General features: G+C 62.0%; 16 protein-coding genes and 1 riboswitch. Of the genes, 8 read left to right on the plus strand and 8 right to left on the minus strand.

The window, feature by feature from the left end; translation table 11 throughout:
• Positions 1-30 precede the first annotated feature (30 nt).
• Entirely contained in the window at positions 31-2,973 is a 2,943-nt protein-coding gene (locus GS_RS04980) for a hypothetical protein (RefSeq protein ID WP_010941658.1), read from the plus strand.
• A 13-nt stretch (positions 2,974-2,986) separates the two neighbouring features.
• Here GS_RS04980 and GS_RS04985 read toward each other — a convergent pair whose 3' ends face one another.
• Together GS_RS04985 and GS_RS04990 are read right to left on the minus strand one after the other, a co-directional pair.
• Positions 2,987-3,382, minus strand: a complete 396-nt coding sequence (locus GS_RS04985) for a PaaI family thioesterase (protein WP_010941659.1) — start codon at positions 3,380-3,382, stop codon at positions 2,987-2,989.
• A 121-nt stretch (positions 3,383-3,503) separates the two neighbouring features.
• Positions 3,504-5,129 carry a fumarate hydratase gene (locus GS_RS04990; RefSeq protein WP_010941660.1) on the minus strand — a complete coding sequence of 542 codons (1,626 nt, stop codon included), beginning with the start codon at positions 5,127-5,129 and terminating at the stop codon, positions 3,504-3,506.
• A 385-nt stretch (positions 5,130-5,514) separates the two neighbouring features.
• On the opposite strand from GS_RS04990, the gene GS_RS04995 reads away from it, so the two are divergent.
• Positions 5,515-5,694: an SAP domain-containing protein gene (locus GS_RS04995; protein WP_010941661.1), complete on the plus strand. Its 180-nt coding sequence runs from the start codon at positions 5,515-5,517 to the stop codon at positions 5,692-5,694.
• A 45-nt stretch (positions 5,695-5,739) separates the two neighbouring features.
• Here GS_RS04995 and mutM read toward each other — a convergent pair whose 3' ends face one another.
• Positions 5,740-6,555: a bifunctional DNA-formamidopyrimidine glycosylase/DNA-(apurinic or apyrimidinic site) lyase gene (mutM, locus tag GS_RS05000; RefSeq protein WP_010941662.1), complete on the minus strand. Its 816-nt coding sequence runs from the start codon at positions 6,553-6,555 to the stop codon at positions 5,740-5,742.
• 131 nt (positions 6,556-6,686) lie between these two features.
• Here mutM and dnaB point away from each other — a divergent pair, with 131 nt between their 5' ends.
• The 4 genes from dnaB (at position 6,687) to GS_RS05020 (ending at position 10,931) form a co-directional block, all read left to right on the plus strand.
• Positions 6,687-8,057 carry a replicative DNA helicase gene (dnaB, locus tag GS_RS05005; RefSeq protein WP_010941663.1) on the plus strand — a complete coding sequence of 457 codons (1,371 nt, stop codon included), beginning with the start codon at positions 6,687-6,689 and terminating at the stop codon, positions 8,055-8,057.
• A complete protein-coding gene (gene lpxA / locus GS_RS05010; protein WP_010941664.1) occupies positions 8,047-8,856 on the plus strand; it encodes an acyl-ACP--UDP-N-acetylglucosamine O-acyltransferase in 810 nt (269 codons plus the stop codon). The genes dnaB and lpxA overlap by 11 nt, the downstream gene beginning before the upstream one ends.
• An 85-nt stretch (positions 8,857-8,941) precedes the next feature.
• The gene (locus tag GS_RS05015; protein ID WP_010941665.1) at positions 8,942-10,249 is read left to right on the plus strand and encodes an enoyl ACP reductase FabMG family protein; all 1,308 of its coding nucleotides are present in this window, start codon (positions 8,942-8,944) and stop codon (positions 10,247-10,249) included.
• Positions 10,250-10,407: 158 nt separating this feature from the next.
• Positions 10,408-10,484, plus strand: a riboswitch (cyclic di-GMP riboswitch).
• A 63-nt stretch (positions 10,485-10,547) separates the two neighbouring features.
• The gene (locus tag GS_RS05020) at positions 10,548-10,931 is read left to right on the plus strand and encodes a hypothetical protein (protein WP_010941666.1); all 384 of its coding nucleotides are present in this window, start codon (positions 10,548-10,550) and stop codon (positions 10,929-10,931) included.
• A gap of 156 nt (positions 10,932-11,087) precedes the next feature.
• Here the strand turns inward: GS_RS05020 and GS_RS05025 are convergent, their stop codons facing one another.
• The 4 genes from GS_RS05025 to dusB are packed head-to-tail and all read right to left on the minus strand — an operon-like array spanning position 11,088 to position 15,234.
• Positions 11,088-11,651 carry a hydrolase gene (locus GS_RS05025; RefSeq protein ID WP_010941667.1) on the minus strand — a complete coding sequence of 188 codons (564 nt, stop codon included), beginning with the start codon at positions 11,649-11,651 and terminating at the stop codon, positions 11,088-11,090.
• Between the two features lie 16 nt (positions 11,652-11,667).
• Positions 11,668-13,113: a nitrogen fixation sigma-54 dependent transcriptional regulator GnfM gene (gnfM, locus tag GS_RS05030; protein ID WP_010941668.1), complete on the minus strand. Its 1,446-nt coding sequence runs from the start codon at positions 13,111-13,113 to the stop codon at positions 11,668-11,670.
• A 55-nt stretch (positions 13,114-13,168) separates the two neighbouring features.
• A complete protein-coding gene (gene gnfL, locus GS_RS05035; protein ID WP_010941669.1) occupies positions 13,169-14,260 on the minus strand; it encodes a nitrogen fixation sensor histidine kinase GnfL in 1,092 nt (363 codons plus the stop codon).
• Complete coding sequence (gene dusB / locus GS_RS05040) at positions 14,257-15,234, minus strand: tRNA dihydrouridine synthase DusB (protein WP_010941670.1); 978 nt, start codon at positions 15,232-15,234, stop codon at positions 14,257-14,259. The genes gnfL and dusB overlap by 4 nt, the downstream gene beginning before the upstream one ends.
• 193 nt (positions 15,235-15,427) lie before the next feature.
• On the opposite strand from dusB, the gene GS_RS05045 reads away from it, so the two are divergent.
• The gene (locus GS_RS05045) at positions 15,428-15,676 is read left to right on the plus strand and encodes a hypothetical protein (protein WP_010941671.1); all 249 of its coding nucleotides are present in this window, start codon (positions 15,428-15,430) and stop codon (positions 15,674-15,676) included.
• 31 nt (positions 15,677-15,707) lie between these two features.
• Here the strand turns inward: GS_RS05045 and GS_RS05050 are convergent, their stop codons facing one another.
• Positions 15,708-17,360, minus strand: coding sequence for an HD domain-containing phosphohydrolase (locus GS_RS05050; protein ID WP_010941672.1), 1,653 nt, complete (start codon positions 17,358-17,360; stop codon positions 15,708-15,710).
• Between the two features lie 145 nt (positions 17,361-17,505).
• On the opposite strand from GS_RS05050, the gene GS_RS05055 reads away from it, so the two are divergent.
• Complete coding sequence (locus tag GS_RS05055) at positions 17,506-18,276, plus strand: enoyl-ACP reductase FabI (protein ID WP_010941673.1); 771 nt, start codon at positions 17,506-17,508, stop codon at positions 18,274-18,276.
• Positions 18,277-18,286: the final 10 nt, after the last annotated feature.

Genomic DNA, 18,286 nt, shown 5'->3' on the forward strand with positions numbered 1-18,286 from the left:
CGCGGGAGCAACCAGTAGCCGGGGACATCCATGACATCTCAGAAAGCCGGACCGAAACCGATCAACACAGCCAGGCGCCCGGAGCGACCCGCTCCGGTTCCGTCGCCGGCCCGGTCCGGCACGCCTGCCGGCCCGGTCCGACAGCTCCAGCAGACCATCGGTAACCGTCGAACGGGAGAGATGCTCAAGGCTGCGACCGCAGCCGATGCCACGGGGGAGACTGCCCCCGGCGTCATGGAGCTGAAGGGGATGCCCACCTTTGTGCCGCCCCCGCCCATTGCCGACTTCCTGAAGGAACGCACGCGAGGGAACGTCAATGTCCGGTTCGGCAGCCTCGCGGCCGGTCAGCTGGAGGTCCGCCGGGTCGGGCAACGTTACTCCGTGCGCGAACAGGCAATCCCCCTGACTCACCCCCTGTTCACGGGTGCCCTCGCCCCCTCTCTCCTTGTGGCGGTCGGCGACGGCGGAAAGATCCGGGGCCGGGTGGGCTTCGACGGGGGAAAAGGGAATCTCGCCGTACTGATCCGTAAGTCCCCTGACTTGGTGGGGCTCGGTGCCCTTGACCTGAGCCGGCTCGGCTCAGCGATCAATACCCTGGAGAACGGTGCCCTCCATCTGGGAATCAAGGGCACGCCGATCCGGATGGGAGGGGCGTTTACCGGTACCCTCACCCTTGAGGCGGTCAACGAGGCGATCACCTTTGAAGGGAGCGCGGCTGTGACCGTGCGGGGGCTCGCTTCGGGCAGCCTGGAGCTGAAACGGTCCACCGAAGGGATCGTCACCGGTACGGCCACGGTGGGGCTCACTCTGCCCAAGGGGTTCTCCGGCAACGTGGCAGTGGGGTGGGACGGCCGGGCCATTACGGGTGAGGGTAAGGTCGGCTATACGGGGGAGAAGTTTTCCGGCGAGGTCCTCCTTCGTCTCATGGAAAAGGGGGCGGCGGCCCGACTCGAAGCCGCCAACACGGCCCCGGAGCGAACACCTGCACCGGCAGCCACGGTTGGTCCGCGTAGCGACAAGGTCGACTACGTGGTCTTCGGCGAGGGGGACCTTACCTTTGCCTTTACCGACTGGCTGAACGGAACAGCCCACGTCATCGTCGACCCCCGGGGAAACCTCACCGTAATCGGCAAGATCACCCCCCAGAAAGAGTTCATCCTCTTTCCCCAGAAGGACTTCAACAAGGATCTCTTCAAGGTGGAGGCCCGGGCCTCCTACGGCATTCCCGTGGTGGGAAACATCTTCATTTTTGCCAACGTGGGGATGGGTGCCTTTGCCAAGCTTGGTCCGGCCAAGTTCTACAATATCGTGGTGGAGGGGACCTACTCCACCGACCCGAAAAAGGCGCAGAACTTCACTATCCAGGGGAGCCTCAATATCTCCGCCGCGGCCGGTCTCCGGCTCCGGGGCGAGGCCGGTGCCGGGCTCGAAATCCTGTCCCACGACATAAAGGCCGGCGCCGGCGTCAACGCCCTGGCCGGAATCAGGGGGTACGCGGAGGCGACGCCTGTCATCGGCTATCGGGAAAAAGGTGCCGAAGGAGAGGACAAAAAAGGGGAGTTCTTCATCCGGGGCGACATGGAGATCGCGGCCCAGCCGTTCCTGGGGCTGTCGGGTGACCTTTTCGTGGAGATCGATGCCCCGTGGTGGTCGCCCGTCCCCGACAAGCGGTGGACCTGGCCCCTGGGGGGGAAGGAGTGGCCCATCGGCGGCAGTTTCGGCGTCGGCGCCACGGTGGATTACGTCTTCGGCTCCAGCCAAGCACCTTCTGTCGAGTTCAAGCCGGTGGAGTTTTCCGCTGAGAAGTTCATGACCGATCTCTACAGCGACAAGGCTACGGGAGGCTCCGGCGACAAGGGAGAGAAAAAGGGGGCGTGGAAGGAAAAGAATACCAGGGCGGCGGAGCCGCCGCCAAAGCAGGCGAAGAAGGGGGCGGCCCAGGAGGGAGAGGCGCCGAAACAATCTCCGGCAAAGGCCAGGGTTACGCCTGGAGGGCCCAAAAAAGCCAAAAAGCCTGCCGACCCCAACGCCCGGACCGCCGACGGCAAGACTGTTCGGCAGTATCAGGCGGAGGCAGAAAAAAGGGGGAAGAGACCGGGGGCGAAGGAGCCGGAAAAGAAGGCCGACAAGCCTGCAACCGACGTTGCCGCGCGCATGGGGCGGGTAAAGACGGCCCTGGATCAGGCCTTGGCCTATGCGGAGAAGACGGGGATTGGCCTCAACGAGCTCAATACCGTCCTGAAATCGATCCGTCGCCGCAAGGAGTACGGTCTCAAGGAACTCAAGGCCCGGGACGGCGGCGAGAATTGGATCGTGGCGGCTACCCTCAATCCCACCCAGGATCTCAAGACCGTCAAGAAAAAGGGGAAAGCTGCCGCGGCAGGGGACCTCTACTATGAAAAGCCGTTCCCCATCCCTTCATACAAGGAGCACGCAGGGGCGGGCGCAAAGCACAAAACCCTCTATACGGGACGGGCCAAGGCCGATAAGCTGTTCCATGAAAAAAGGGACCGCAAAACAGGTCAGGTCGGCAAGTGGGAATCCTGGGCGAGGCAGAACCTGAGCGAGCCCCTCAAGAAGAAAGCCGCTGACCTGGGCATGAGCGACCGGGATATCGTGCGCCCCCGTTTCAACCGGGCCGGGGAGAAGATGACCTTCCACATCGATCATATCGTCGAATACCAGCTCCAGGGGGACGACGAGACTGAAAACTACTGGATGCTCCGGGGATCGGAAAATAGCAGTTCGGGCTCCACGCTCAAGGCCGCCATCGCGGCGGTCCGCACGGAGAGCGACAAGAAGCGTAAAGAGGACGGCCAGCCAGCCACGGTCAAGATATTCTTCAAAAATCCGGTTCTGGAAGGAAACGCCGAAGATACCATCTACTGGAGGAAGTCGGAGATCAAGAAGGGCGATCACATCGCAGCGTACGAGAAACACCGCGACAGTTTGAAGAATCAGCTGAAGGAGTAATCGGCCGGGAAGATTACCCCACCCGGAACATGGTCACTTCGGCCTCGGCCATGACCCGTCCGTCCAGTTCGACCCACCCCTTCACATCCACCAGGCGGCGCCGTTCGCCCGTCACCTGACCGATTACCGTTATCTCTGATCCGGTGGGTACCGGTTCGCGGTAGCGGAGGCGCAGCTCGCTGGTCACTATCTGGAGTCCGCTCGCCATGCAGGCTTGCGCGCAGATCTCGTCCAGCAGGGCCGAGATGATGCCGCCGTGGGTCACCCCCTGCCATCCCTGGAAGACCTCCGGGATTCGAACGCGCGTCTCGGCGCGCCGCTCGTGAGGGTCGGTGACGAATTCCGCCTTGAGTCCGATGGGGTTGTCCTTGCCGCAGATGAAGCAGCGGCCGTCGTCGATGACTTGCATGGTTCCTGATCCTTTGTCTGCGTCCATCCGGCGCCCCGGCACACGGGCCCGCTACCATTGACCGATACGCGCAAAAACGCCCCCGGCCGCAGGAGGCCGGGGGCGTGGTGGGCTTCAGTGCTTACAGACCCAGTTGCTTGAAGAAGTCGTTCCCCTTGTCGTCCACAAGGATGAAGGCCGGGAAGTTTTCCACTTCGATCTTCCAGACCGCTTCCATCCCCAGTTCGGGGAAGTCGATGCACTCGACCTTCTTGATGTTCTCCTCGGCAAGAACCGCGGCCGGGCCGCCGATGGAGCCCAGGTAGAACCCGCCGTACTTCTGGCAGGCATCGGTCACCTGCTGGCTGCGGTTCCCCTTGGCGATCATGATCATGGATGCGCCCTTGGACTGGAGGAGATCCACGTAGGAGTCCATCCGGCCGGCGGTGGTGGGGCCGAAGGAGCCGGAGGGCTTGCCAGCCGGGGTCTTGGCCGGTCCCGCGTAGTAGATCGGGTGGTTGAGCAGGTACTCGGGCACCGGCTTGCCGGCGTCGATGATCTCCTTGAACTTGGCGTGGGCGATGTCGCGGCCGACCACGATGGTACCGTTCAGGAGCAGCGGCGTTGCAACCGGGTACTTGCTGAGCTCGGCGAGGATTTCCTTCATGGGGCGGTTCAGGTCGATCTTGACGCCGTGCTCGTGCTTGCCGCGGTACTGCTCGGGGATGAGGCGGCCCGGATTGCGGTCGAGCTCTTCCACGAAGAGGCCGTCCCTGGTGATCTTCGCCTTGATGTTGCGGTCGGCGGAACAGGAGACCGCCATCCCCACGGGGCAGGAAGCGCCGTGACGCGGAAGCCGGATGACCCGGACGTCGTGGGCGAAGTACTTGCCGCCGAACTGGGCGCCGATGCCGAGCTTGTAGGCGGCCTGGAGGAGTTTCTCCTCAAGCTCCACATCGCGGAACGCCTGGCCGTGCTCGTTCCCCTGGGTGGGGAGTGCGTCCAGGTACTTGGCCGAGGCAAGCTTGACGGTCTTCATGCACTGGTCGGCGGAGCAGCCGCCCACGACCACGGCGATGTGGTAGGGCGGACAGGCGGCGGTGCCCAGGTACTTCATCTTGTCCACGAGGAACTTTTCAAGCTTCTCGGGGGTGAGCAGCGCCTTGGTCTCCTGGAAAAGCATGGTCTTGTTGGCGGAGCCCCCACCTTTGGCCATGAAGAGAAACTTGTAGGCATCGCCGTCCACGGCCTGGATCTCGACCTGGGCCGGGAGATTGGTGCCGGTGTTGATCTCGTCGTACATGTTGAGGGCAACGGTCTGGGAGTAACGGAGGTTCTCCTCGGTGTAGGTCTTGTAGACCCCCTTGGAGAGGTATTCTTCATCCTTGCCGCCGGTCCAGACCTGCTGGCCCTTCTTGGCGATGACGGTGGCGGTGCCGGTATCCTGGCAGATGGGAAGCTCGAAGTTGGCGGAGATCTCGGCGTTGCGCAGGAATGCGAGGGCCACGCCCTTGTCGTTCATGGACGCTTCCGGGTCGCGCAGGATCTTCGCCACCGACTCGTTGTGCTCGGGGCGCAGCAGGAAGGATACATCGCGCATCGCCTCGTTGGCGAGGATGGAAAGCGCCTCGGGGCAGACCCGCAGCACTTCCTTGCCGGCGAACTGCTCGACCGTGACATGTTTCTCGGATCCCTCGATCTTGCGGTACTTCGTCTCATCTTTGCCGAGGGGGAAAGGGTCCTGGTAGACGAACGGCTTGGTGGACATCGCGTGCTCTCCTTTCGATCATGGGCTGACGGCCGGGGATGCAGGGTCGGGCGGGAATCGTTATACGCTCCGGGCCATGCTGTCCGCGTAAGTGTATACAGTATACGGCGGGATTTTATTGAAAAATTCTCAGTTTGTCGAGCAAGAAAGTGCAGGGGGAGAAAATGCGGAATTTTTTCATGAAACAATTAAATGTTTTTTCGGACGTGTCGATAAGGATTCCCAAGGGAGCGAGACCCCGTCCGTGAAGCAGGTGGCGGCAGGGTGCGGTTGCAGCGGACCGATTTCCTGATATCGTTATCACGTTGTGATGGTGCCGCAATACACGGCTGATACTGTGATGTAATGCGGCGAAAACAACATACCCGTCGGGAGGATGAGAGCGATGAACATGCAGCAAGTCAAAGAGATTGCCAAGCAGCGAGGGATCAAGGCCGGTTCCATGAAAAAGGCGGAACTCGTCCGTGCAATCCAGTCGGATGAGGGGAACGAAGCGTGTTACGGGACCAACCGCGCCGACTCGTGCGGGCAGGATAGCTGTCTCTGGCGCGACGACTGTAACTGACCGTCCGCGACTGCGTCCCGGTCAAGCCGGCACAGCCGGCTTTTTTCATTTCTGGCAGACGGGGCAGAACCAGGTTGAGCGGTTGCCGAGCCGGATCCGGGCGATGGGCGTGCCGCAGACCGTGCACGGTTTGCCGGTCTGTCCGTAGACGGCCGGATTGATGCGGAAATACCCCGAAGGAACCTCGGTCGCGATGAATTCGTGGAGGGTTGTATCTCCTTCGGCAATGGCGTCGCGCAGCACATCCCCGACGGCGGTTGCCAACGTGGCGCAGTCTTCCTCAGAGAGTGACCCCGCGGCGCGTTCGGGATGGATGCGCGCCCGGAACAGGGCCTCATTGGCGTAGATGTTCCCCACGCCGACCACGATCCGGTTGTCCATGAGCAGAAGCTTGATGGCGGCATTCCGCTTCCGGCTGCGCGAGAAGAGATAGCTCCCGTTGAACAGGGGCGGGAAAGGCTCCGGCCCCAGTTGTGCCAGTAGCGGGTGGGCAAGGGGATCGCTGCCGGTCCAGAGGACGAGCCCGAATTTGCGCGGATCCCTGAAGCGGAGGGTGCGGCCGTCGTCCAGGACCAGGTCCAGGTGGTCGTACTTTCCCGGCGGACTGCCTGCCGGAGCGACCCGGAGCGTGCCGGTCATCCCCAGGTGGATAATGGCCGTGCCGTCGCCGCAGCGCAAGAGGAGATACTTGGCCCGGCGCTCCACCCGTTCGATGACCCTGCCGGTGAGCCGCTCGCCCAACTCGGGGGGAATCGGCAACCGCAGCTTGGCTGCCCGGGCCGTGACCGCCGTCACCCGCCGCCCGGTCACATGGGGCGCGATCCCCCGCAGGGTTGTCTCCACTTCCGGCAACTCCGGCATCTATCCTCCCGCTGATCCGCATTATTCCGGCGCGCCGCCGGCCCGGTCAAAACGGTTGACCCGGACCGGCGGCGCAGGGTATAGTACCCCTTCCTCCGACTCACATCCAGCGTTTCTTCCCAAGGCAGGTCATGTCCGCGGTCGATCTGAGAAAAGTTCCTCCCCAGAGCATTGAAGCCGAGATGTCGATTCTCGGCGGCGTGCTCCTCGATAACGAGGCGATCAACCGCTGTCTGGAGTTGATCGAGGCCGACGATTTCTATCGCGAGTCCCACCGCAAGATATTCCGGGCCATGATCGACCTATCCAACCGGAGCGAGCCCTGCGACCTGATCACCCTCACGGACATGCTCAAGCGCAAGGGAGAGCTGGAGGAGGTGGGGGGCGGCGCCTATCTTGCCACCCTGGTGGACTATGTCCCCACTGCCGCCAACATCGCCTACTACTGCCGGATCGTGAAGGAGAAGTCGGTAACCCGGCGCCTCATCACCGCCGCCACCGACATCGTCACCCGCGGCTATGACGAGGAGACCACGGTGGACGAGCTTCTGGACGGCGCCCAGAAGACCATCTTCGAGATTTCCGAGAACAAGCTCCGCCCTGCTTTCACCCCGGTGGGCACCATCCTCAAGGATACCTTCAAGAGAATCGAGACCCTCTACGAAAAGAAAGAGCACGTAACCGGCGTCCCCACCGGGTTCTACGACCTGGACAAGATGACCGCCGGTTTCCAGCCGGGCGATCTCATCATCATTGCCGGCCGCCCCTCCATGGGCAAGACGGCCTTTTCCCTCAATATCGCCCAGTATGCCGCGGCCCATGCCGATCCGCCCCTGCCCGTGGCCGTGTTCTCCCTGGAGATGAGCAAGGAATCCCTGGTTATGCGTCTGCTCTGCTCCGAGTCGCGGGTTGATGCCAGCCGCCTGCGGACCGGTCACCTGGTGGACACCGACTGGCACAAGCTGACCCACGGGGCCGACAAGCTTTCCAAGGCCCGGCTCTACATCGACGATACCCCGGCCATTCCGGTGCTGGAGATGCGGGCCAAGGCCCGGCGCCTCAAGGCGGAGAACGGCCTCGGCATGATCGTGGTGGACTATCTCCAGCTCATGCGCGGCTCCAGTCAGGAGTCACGCCAGCAGGAGATCTCGGAAATCTCCCGCTCCCTCAAGGCCCTGGCCAAGGAGCTGGACGTGCCGGTGGTGGCGCTCTCCCAGCTCAACCGGAGCCTGGAAAGCCGCACCGACAAGCGCCCCATGATGAGCGACCTGCGGGAATCGGGGGCCATAGAGCAGGACGCCGACGTGATCATGTTCGTGTATCGCGACGCTGTCTACTGCGATGACTGCAAGAAGCGCGACGGTTCCTGCACCAAGGGGCACGAGAAGGACGCCGAGATCATTATCGGCAAGCAGCGTAACGGCCCCATCGGCTCCGTCAACCTGCTGTTCAACGGCGAATTCACCAAGTTCGAAAATATGGAGAAGCATCATGATTACTAACATTCATCCGACTGCCCACATAAGCCCCTCCGCCACCATTGCCGACGGCGCGGAAATCGGCCCCAACGTCATCGTGGGAGATCACTCCTCCATCGGCGCCGGCACCAGGGTGATGGCCAACGCCGTTATCGGTCCCTGGACGCAGATCGGCGAGAACAATGTCATTCACTTCGGCGCCATCGTCGGTCACGACCCCCAGGACTTCGGCTACAAGGGGGAGGAGAGCTGGACTATCGTCGGCAACGGCAACGTGATTCGCGAGTATGTCACCATTCACCGGGGTAACCGGCCGGGGACGAAAACGATGATCGGCAGCAATAACCTGTTCATGGCCCATTCCCACGTGGCCCACAACTGTGAGCTGGGGAGCAATATCATCCTGGTGAACGGCGCCCTCCTGGCCGGACACGTGGTGGTGGAAGACCGGGTCATCATTTCCGGTAACAGTGTGGTGCACCAGTTCTGCCGCATCGGCACCTTTGCCATGATGCGGGGGCTGTCCCGCTCGTCCCGCGACGTGCCTCCCTTCTGCATCATGGACGACACCCATACGGTGAAGGCGCTGAACCTGGTTGGCCTCAAGCGCAACGGTTTCGACCAGTCCCGCATCCGGGCGCTCAAGAACGCCTTCAAGCTCCTGTTCCTCTCGGGTCTCAACATGCAGAATGCCCTGGCAGAGGTGGAGCGCTCCCTCCACATCACCGATGATGTCCGCTACCTCATTGACTTCATCAAGTCGGCCAAGCGCGGCGTCTGTTTCGGTCGCGGCCTGATCGTGGATGTGGAGGATAAAGAGTAGGGCGCCGCCTGCCCGGCTCATCCTCCGGAACCGACCGGCCCCGGCGGCTGGACGTCAGTACCCATTACGAATCGAGGAATCAATCATGACCACATACACTCCGCTCCGTGACGTTCCCGCTGCTGCCGGCTACGGTCCCGGCGACGTTTTCGTCCTCTTCGGCGAACTGTTCGGCCGCGGCTACGCCAACGGCATCGTTGACGAGGCTCGGAAAGCCGGCATGACCATTATCGGCGCCACGGTGGGCCGCCGTGACAACAACGGGCCGTTGCGCCCTCTCACCGCCGAAGAACTGGCCGAAGCCGAGGCGAACCTGGGGGGGAAGATCATTAATGTCCCGCTGGAAGCCGGTTTCGATCTGGAGCCTGCCGGCGACGGGCTCACCCCGGTCGACCGCCTCAAAGGGGTGAAGCCCGAGACCGTAGCCACAACCGCTCTTGATATGGCCGCCATTGAGGAGTCGCGCCAGAAGGGGCTTGCCCGCTTCCGGGGCAACCTGGCCGATTTCGCGCGGGAGCTCGACGGGCTCGTGCCATCGGGGGCCAATCTCCTGATCGTGCACACCATGGCTGGCGGCATTCCCCGCGCCCGGACCCTCATGCCGCTTCTCAACCGCGTGTTCAAGGGACAGGGAGACCGCTTCCTCTCCTCGGAGCTCTTCTGGAACTCCGACGTGGGTCGGCTGTGCAGTCTCTCCTTCGACGAGGTGACCGCCGACACCTTCGGCGCCCTTGTGGACGCCACTGCCTCACTGCGGGCGCGGGTGGAGGTCGCCGGCGCCAGGGTCTCCTACGCAGCCTACGGCTACCATGGCTGCGAGGTACTCATCGGCGGCGAATACCGGTGGCAATCCTACACTCCCTATCTGCAGGGATGGGCCAAGATCCGCCTTGAGGAATGGGCCTGCCGGGTTTGGCAGCAGGGTGTGAAGGCTACGGTCTACAATTCGCCGGAGATCCAGACGAATTCCAGCGCTCTGTTCCTTGGGGTTGAACTTTCTCTGTACCCGTTGCTGGCTGCCCTTGCGCGAGAGGGTGGCTCCTCGGCGGCAGCCGGCATCCGCGCCGCCTGCCAGGCGCTGCTCAGGGAAGGGGAAACCATGGATGCCGTGTTGGCCCAGGCCGATGCCTACCTTGCTTCTCCGGTTCTGGCATCCTTCGGCAAACTGGAAGAGTGGCCCCGCCATAACACGCCGGATCAGGCCGCCCTGATGCTCACCGCGTCGGACGCGCTCATGACCATGAACGCCGATCCCAAGAACATCGTTTGCGCAGAGCTTTCCAAGGCGGTTTTCCAGGCAGTGGGCCAACTCATGTTCGATCACTCCTGGGTGCCCCAGGCACCGGTCCTCTGGCTCAATCACGACGTGATTGCGCGAAGGCTTGCCGTCTGATCGCGACCTTTTCCGTCATTGGACGACGGAAAAGGTCACCTTGCGGTCGTTCTTGTTCGTCGCGCTCTCGCTTGAATAGGGGGTTTCAAAAGGGGAACAATACTGTTACTTGAATGGTATGCGGTTTGCATGACACATGCAAACCGCATATCGTTGATACACGACAATACTAAACCATCCGCGAGGGTGGGACGGAAAGCCCACAGGGTCTCTCTGAGACAGCCGGGATGCCGAAATGTCAGCACGACGACGTTCGGCCCCGGCTTGCTCTTTATCCGGTGCCGGAAGGAGACGAGCCATGGGAGTTTCTCGGGAGTGTTGTCGCAGATGGGGCAAGGCCGTTGTTGCGCAGGTTGTACTGTTCGTCGTTGCCGTTGTGGCGATACCGGCGCTGGCGGACTCAATCCCCGCTTACCTCGCATCGGCCACCAGCCATGATTCTCCGGCTATAGTTTCTCCTCCTCCCGCTTCACCCGCCTCCCAATCGGAAAATGCCACCTTTTTCAGCATATCAGCCAGCCCAACCGGCGATGTGACGCTCAACTGCGGCGGTGTTCCCGTTGAAATCGGCTACACGGATCTCGCCCCCCATGACGAAATCCGGGAGCAGAGCCAGCGGATAACGCGGCAACAGGACCCGCTCATCAACGGGTTTTCGGTCAAGGTAACCTTCCTCTTTTAACCCATCCTCCCGTTCTTGTGCCCCCTCGTCCTTCCTCCTGGGAGAGGGGGCTTTTTTTATCCCGGAACCCGTGATGCCGGGTAGTCCGGCGCATGCAACAACAAAAAAAGGGCCGTCCTCTTCGGACGGCCCGGAATGGCGTGCGACCGCGATCTGCTAGCGCACCAGTTTCGACAGTTTTTTGAACTCTTCGCTGCCGGCCACGCGGAGGAGCTGGAACAGGGCCGCTTCGGTGGAGGTGATGACCGCGCCGGCGTCCCGCGCCACTTCCATTCCCACGAACCAGTTTTCCTTGCGGCGGCTCATAATGGCATCCCGCACCAGGTGGACATGGTAGCCCCGCTCCAGGAGCTCGATGACCGTCTGGAGCACGCAGACATGGGTTTCCATGCCGGTGATGATGACCTGCTTGCGTCCCAGTGCCGCGAGACGGTTCAGGAACGCGTCGTCGCCGCAGCAGCTGAAGGTCATTTTCTCGCAAGCGTCTCCCTCGATCTTTTCCTTCAGGACCGGAAGGGTGCAGCCGAGGCCTTTCACGTACTGCTCAGTGGCAACCACCGGCATGCCGAGATCCTGGGCGGCCTCCAGCAGAATGCCGGTATTTTTCGTGAGCCGTTCCAGAACTTCCGGGTCCATGGCCGCGCAGAGCTTTTCCTGCACGTCGATGACCACGAGCACTGCCTGCTGCCGGTCGAGGAAGAACTTCTCCATAATTCCCATCAGATGCTCCCTCCTTTCAGTCTTTTCTCAGTTCGATGCCCAGCTCCTGAATCTTCTTGCGTAGCGTGTTGCGGTTAATGCCGAGGATCTCAGCTCCTTTCACCTGGTTGCCACGCGTCTTTTCCAGGACGAAGCGGATGAGAGGCCGCTCGATCTGCTTGAGGACCAGGTTATAGATATCCCCGCTCTCCATTTTGTCCAGGTTGGTGAGGCTTGCCCGCAGTTTCATGTCCACCAGGGCTTCCAGGGAGAGGTCGTCCGCAGCGGTCGCCTCGCTTCCCGTCTGGCGGGCACGCAGCCCCGGAAAGTCGGATGGGGTGAGAAGCGGGTCGGACGAGAGGATCACCGCCCGCTTGATGGTATTCTCCAGTTCCCGTACGTTGCCCGGCCAGCTGTGGGTGGTGAGGAGCGCCATGGCCTCGGGAGAGCATTTTTTTGGCGAAACCTCCAGTTCCGCGCAGGCGTTTTGGAGGAAATAGTCCACCAGAAGCGGCACGTCTTCCTTACGCTCCCTCAGCGGTACCAGCTGAATAGGCACCACGTTGAGCCGGTAGAAGAGATCCTCCCGGAACTGCTTCTTGCGGACCAGTTCCTCCAGGTTCTGGTTGGTGGCTGCCACGATCCGTACGTCCACGGCGATGTTCTGGCTGCCGCCGGTGCGGGTAACTTCCTTCTCCTGGAGCACCCGCAGGATTTTTGCCTGGAGATCGAGGGGCATGTCGCCGATCTCGTCAAGGAAGATGGTGCCGCCGTTGGCCTGCTCAAACTTGCCCAGCTTGCGCTCGACGGCGCCGGTGAACGCCCCCTTTTCGAAGCCGAAGAGTTCGCTTTCCAGCAAATCTTTGGGAATGGCGGCGCAGTTGAGGGCGATGAACGGCTTGCCGATCCGCTTGGAGTTGAAGTGAATAGCCCGGGCGATGAGCTCTTTGCCGGTCCCTGACTCCCCCTGAACGAGAACGGTCACGTCGCTGGGGGCAACCTTGCCGATGGTCTTGTAGACTTCCCGCATGGCGGGGGAGTTGCCGATGATGTTCTTCTCCAGGTGATAGCGCTCTTTCAGCTCTTCCCGCAGAATAGTCATTTGGGAGGTGATCTCCCGGGCCTTGTGCACCTTTTCGATGATGGCATCGATTACATCCAGGTCGAAGGGCTTGGTGATGTAATCGTAGGCCCCCCGCTTCATGGCCTCCACGGCGTTTTTCATGCTCGCCTCGGCGGTCATGATCACCATGAGGAGATCGTGCTTGAGCTCCCGTACCTTGTCGAGCAATTCCAGCCCGGTGAAGCCGGGCATCTTGATGTCGAGGATGGCCAAGTCGTACTCGTTGGACTGGATCAGTCGCAGGGCTTCCTCTCCGTCGCGGGCGAGGTCCACGGTGAATCCCTTTTTGCGCAGGGCCTTCGAGAGGACCCAGCGCATGCTTTCTTCGTCATCGGCAACCAATATGCGGTTCAGTAACATTGCAGACCTCGAACTGTGGATATGGAAGTGAACATGGTTAAGGGAAAGATCCCGGCTACTGAATCAGGGGGAGCATCACCGTGAAGGTGGTCCCTTTGCCGGGGTACGATTCCACCTTGATCATTCCCCGATGCTCCGTCACGATTTTCTGGCAGATGGCCAGCCCCAGGCCCGTCCCCTTGGTCTTGGTGGTGAAAAAGGGCGTGAAGAGCTGCTCGAGCCGCTCCGGCGGGATGCCAGGTCCATCGTCGGCCACGTCGATGGCCACCATCCGCGAGCGTCGCTCGCCCTTCTGGGTCATTGAGTAGTCGGATATCACCCGGCTGGCGACCCGGATGCAGCCGCCGTCATCCACCGCCTCCATCGCGTTTTTCACGAGGTTCAGAAAAAGCTGGGTCAACAGCCCCTCGTCGGCAAGGATGGGCGGGATGCTGGGATCGAACTGCTGCTGGAAGGCGACGTTCTTCCCTTCGGTCGAGCGCTTCTGGAGCGTGAGGATGTCGCCGATGACCTTATGGAGGTTCACCTTGCTCAGTTGCAGTCCCCGGGGCGAGGCCAAGGCCAGAAGCTCCTCAACAATCCGGTTGACCCGCTCCACCTCCTTGAGCATGATCCGGACGTTGTCGCGCAACTCGCTTTCGGTGGGCAGTTCCAGCTCCAGGAGCTGGGCCGCTCCCTTGATGCCCCCCAGGGGGTTCTTGATCTCGTGGGCCAATCCCGCGGCCAGGGTTCCCAGGGTGGAAAGCCGGTCGGCATTGCGGACGGCATCTTCCAGCTCCCGGATGCTGGTGATGTCGCGCAGCACCAGGATCGTCCCGGTGGTTTCGCCGTGAGGAAGCATAAGTGGGAAGGTGGTCGCCGAAACCGGCGTCAGCTGCTTCAGCTTCCGGATGACGATGTTCTCGTGGTCGGAGATGGTCATGCCGCTGGTGGCGGTCTTGCCGACCATCTCCCGCAGCACCGCCTCCCGGTGGAAGACGAGGGCGAAGCGATGTCCCACGGCCTGCCGCCGCGAAATGCCGGAGATCTCCTCCGCAGCGGGGTTCATCAGGGCGATCCGTCCGTCCAGGTCGATGACGATGACGCCGTCTCCGACGCTGTCGATCACGGTGGCAAGGAATTCCTCTTTCTTTTCTTCGGTGGTCATGGCGCCCCCACAGCCGTGAAAAAGCGGCTCACTGCTTCCATCAGGGCGCCATTGCCCTCAATCTCGTTGATTTCCTTCCGGAACTGTGCCGCACCGGGGAGTCCGTGGGAGTACCACCCCAGGTGCTTGCGCATCTCTCTCGCGGCTACCCGTTCGCCGGCCATTTCCGTGAACAGGGCCAGATGCCTCCGGGCCACCGCCAACCGTTCGGCCGGGGAGGCCGCCGCCGGCTCGCGTCCGGCCATCAGGTCCAGGGCCTGCCTGAAGATCCACGGATTTCCCAGAGCACCTCGGGCGATCATGACCCCGTCGCAGCCGGTCCGGTCGAGCATGGCGGCCACGTCGGCCGCGCTGAAGAGGTCGCCGCTGCCGATGACCGGTATGGCGACGGCCTGCTTCAGTTCGGCGAGCTTCGTCCAGTCGGCCGTGCCTTCGAACATCTGTGCCCTGCTCCGGGGATGGAGCGTAACTGCATTGCATCCCTCTTCCTCGGCAATCCGGGCAATCTGGATAAAGTTGGCATCTTCGCAGCTCCACCCGCTCCTGATCTTCACGGTCAGCGGCAGCCGCGTGGCTCGCCGGACGGCCCTGACAATGGCCCGCACCTTGTCCGGCTCACGCATGAGGGCGCTCCCGGCGCCGGTCCCCACCACCTTCTTCACGGGGCATCCCATGTTGATGTCGATGAGGTCCCCGTATCCGTCCACAGTGGCCGCCACCCGGCCCATGACGTCCGGGTCGTCCCCGAAAAGCTGGATGCCGAGGGGGCGATCCCCCGGCACGCTCCGCAGGAGTTCGAAACTCTTTTTACCTTCCCGGACAAGGCCGTTCACGCTCACCATCTCGGTGAAGCAGAGACCTGCCCCCTGTTCGCGGGCCAGGAGGCGGAAGGGAAGGTTGGTTATCCCGGCCATGGGGGCGAGGATGAGATTGTTTCCCAGGGTCAGGGAGCCTATGGTAAGAGAACGGATCATTCGTTGGCGATCGCACGATTTTATTGCTTAAAATTTAGGCATAGTAGCATGGGGCCGGAAAAACGCAAGCTTTTATTTTGGTGTTGTCCAACGTCGCCGGGGGGGCAGTCCTTTGAGATGATTGACTTTTCGCCGGGCGAAAGGTACGCTTCGACGGGGTAAGGTTGCTCAATTGCGCCCCGGGAGTGGAGAGATGGAAATCTTCGGCGGCATGATGGTTATGATGGCGATTCTCGGCCTGTTCGTGGTGGCCGTCTGGCTGGTGCTCCCTTTCGCGGTCTTTGCGGTCAAGGCGAAAATGGAGCGGGCGCTGGATCTTCTCGAATCGGTGGAGCAGCGTCTCGGTCGCGTGGAGGAACGTCTTGCACGGCTGGAGGAAGTGCGTGGCGCTCGCGAACCGGTGAGTCCCGCCCCTGCAGCTCCGCCGGAGGAGACGGAATAAACCGTCGCCCGCCGTTCACCCCCTGATCCCTTCAGGCAGCTTCCCAGAGCACACCGGGCGTGTTGCCGCCCCCTTTGCCCATTACCCGCTTGACATACCTGGCGAAGCATTCGACCACGACCGGATCGAACTGGCTGCCGGCGCCGGCACGAAGCTCTTCCAGGGCCTCCGTGAGGGTGTTGGCATGCTTGTAGGGCCGCTCCGACACCATGGCGTCGAAGGAGTCGGCCACCGCCACGATGCGTGCCCCCAGGGGGATGTGATCACCGGTGAGCCCCTCGGGGTAGCCCGAGCCGTCCAGCCGTTCATGGTGGTAGAGGATAACGGGGAGCACCTCCTTCAGCTGGGCGATGGGGGCCAGGATGGCAACCCCCTTTTCCGGATGGAGCCTCATGGGAGGGAATTCGTCCTCAGAAAGGAGCGCCGGCTTCTCCAGAAGCGCCTCGATGACGCCGATCTTGCCGATATCGTGCAGCAGCCCCCCGAGCCGGATCTGTTCCACTTCCTGTTCCGAAAGCCCCATCTCCTTGGCGATGCGGGTCGAAATGTGCATGACCCGTTCCGAGTGTCCCTTGGTCCAGGGACTCTTGGCATCGATGGCATTGGCCAGGCTGGACACGGTGTTGAAGAACAGGCTGCGCATGTCTTCATAAAGCCGGGCGTTTTCCAGTGCCACCGCCATCTGTGACGCGATCTTCTCAATAGTAAAGGTCTCGCCCCGGGCGAACTTGTCGGGTTCCGTGTCGCCCAGCAGCAGCACGCCCTTGACCTGGTCGCGCGACATGAGGGGAATGGCCAGGAGCGACCGGATGCCGGCGGCCAGAAGGGTCCGGGAAACGGTGCCGGGCTTCCTGGTATCGGCCAAGTCGGCAATGCTCGCGCTGCGGCCGGTGCGGAAGGCAGTCCAGGCGGTACAGCCAGCAAGCGACAGGGGCGCACCGGGGCGGAGGGCCGCGGGGATCTCAAGCCCCGAGGCATGGGACGACATGACCTTGAGCCCTCCGTTTTCCGCCTGGAGGATTGCCACGAACTCGCAGCCGGTAATCCGCTCCACCTGCGCCATGGCCGTTTCCATGATCCTTTCCCGAGAAAGAGAAGAGGAGATGGCCTTGTTGATTTCGTCGATGGTGAGGATTACGTCGATACGGCCCGCCAGGTCCAGGGCCATGTCCAGAGACTCGTCGAAGAGCTGCATGTGGGAAACCACCAGTGCCGCGTGGGAGACCAGGTCGCGGATGATGGCGGTTTCAGCGTCGGAGAAGGGAGGATTGTCGCGAGTCCGGGCCATGAACACGGCACCGATGACCTGGGTCCTGACCACCATGGGGACCGCCAGGACGCAGAGGTTCCGGAGGAGTTTCCGGAGCTTCGGGGTGAGCAGGTCCGAGGAGCCGGGATCAGTGAGCATCAGGTGCTGCCGCTTGCGGAGCATGCTTTTCAGGAGGGGTATCTTGTCCGGAGCCAGCGGCATCTCGCGAAACACGGGAAGGAAGCTGGCAGGGAGTCCCGTGCTGCGGGCCGGGGCGAAGTCCCTCCGTTCCCGGTCGAAGAAATAAACGGCGATCCATCGGGTCTTGACGAGCTTGCGCAGCAGACGGGAGAGGTCTTTGATTACCTCGTCCACATCAGTAAGCCCGCTCAATCGCTCGCTTCCCTCGATGAGTTCGGTGTAGGTGCCGGTCATGGCGTCCTCCCCATTCACACTTGTATCATAAAATCGCCATATGTCTTGCCAACGAGGGGGTTTTTTTGTATTACTATCCCCTCTGCGCCGAGCCGAAGTGAGTGCTCCGCGCAGGTGACAGCATCCGGTAGGGAGGAGCGGATTCATGGGTCTTTTGGAAGGCAAAAAGGCGGTCGTTTTCGGCATCGCCAACGAGAAAAGCATCGCGTGGGCCATTGCCCAGGCGTTCAGGCGGGAAGGCGCCGATCTGGCGATCACCTATGCCAACGAAACCCTGGCCAAGCGGGTGATCCCGCTTGCCGAAAGCATCGGGGCGAGCCTCATTCTCCCCTGCGACGTTCGCAACGACGACGACATTGCGGCAGTTTTCGCCCGGATTGAGCGTTCGTGGGGAAGGCTCGACACCCTGGTTCATTCGGTGGCCTTTGCCAACAAGGACGAACTGAAGGGGTCCTTTCTCAATACCACCCGGGAAGGCTTTTCCCTCGCCATGGACATCAGCGCTTACTCCCTCATCGCCCTGGCCAAGGGGGCCCATCCCCTCCTGAAGGAGCGGCAGGGGAGCATTATCACCCTTTCCTACTATGGCGGCCAGAAGGTTTTCCCGAGCTATAACGTCATGGGGGTCGCCAAGGCGGCACTGGAGATGAGCGTCAGGTATCTTGCCGAGGCCGTCGGCCCCGACGGCATTCGCGTCAATGCCATCTCTGCCGGTCCACTGAAGACCCTCGCCGCAGCAGGCGTGGGCGGCTTCAACCAGATCGCCGGCCACGTGGCCGAGAAAGCGCCTCTTCGCCGCAATATCAGCCAGGAGGAAGTGGCCGGCGCGGCTCTTTATCTGGCCAGCGATCTGTCGAGCGGGGTTACCGGGGAGGTGCACTTCGTCGACAGCGGGTATAATATCATAGGACTTTGACAAACGAGGC

The organism is Geobacter sulfurreducens PCA (assembly GCF_000007985.2).
GTDB classification, from domain to species: Bacteria; Desulfobacterota; Desulfuromonadia; order Geobacterales; family Geobacteraceae; genus Geobacter; species Geobacter sulfurreducens.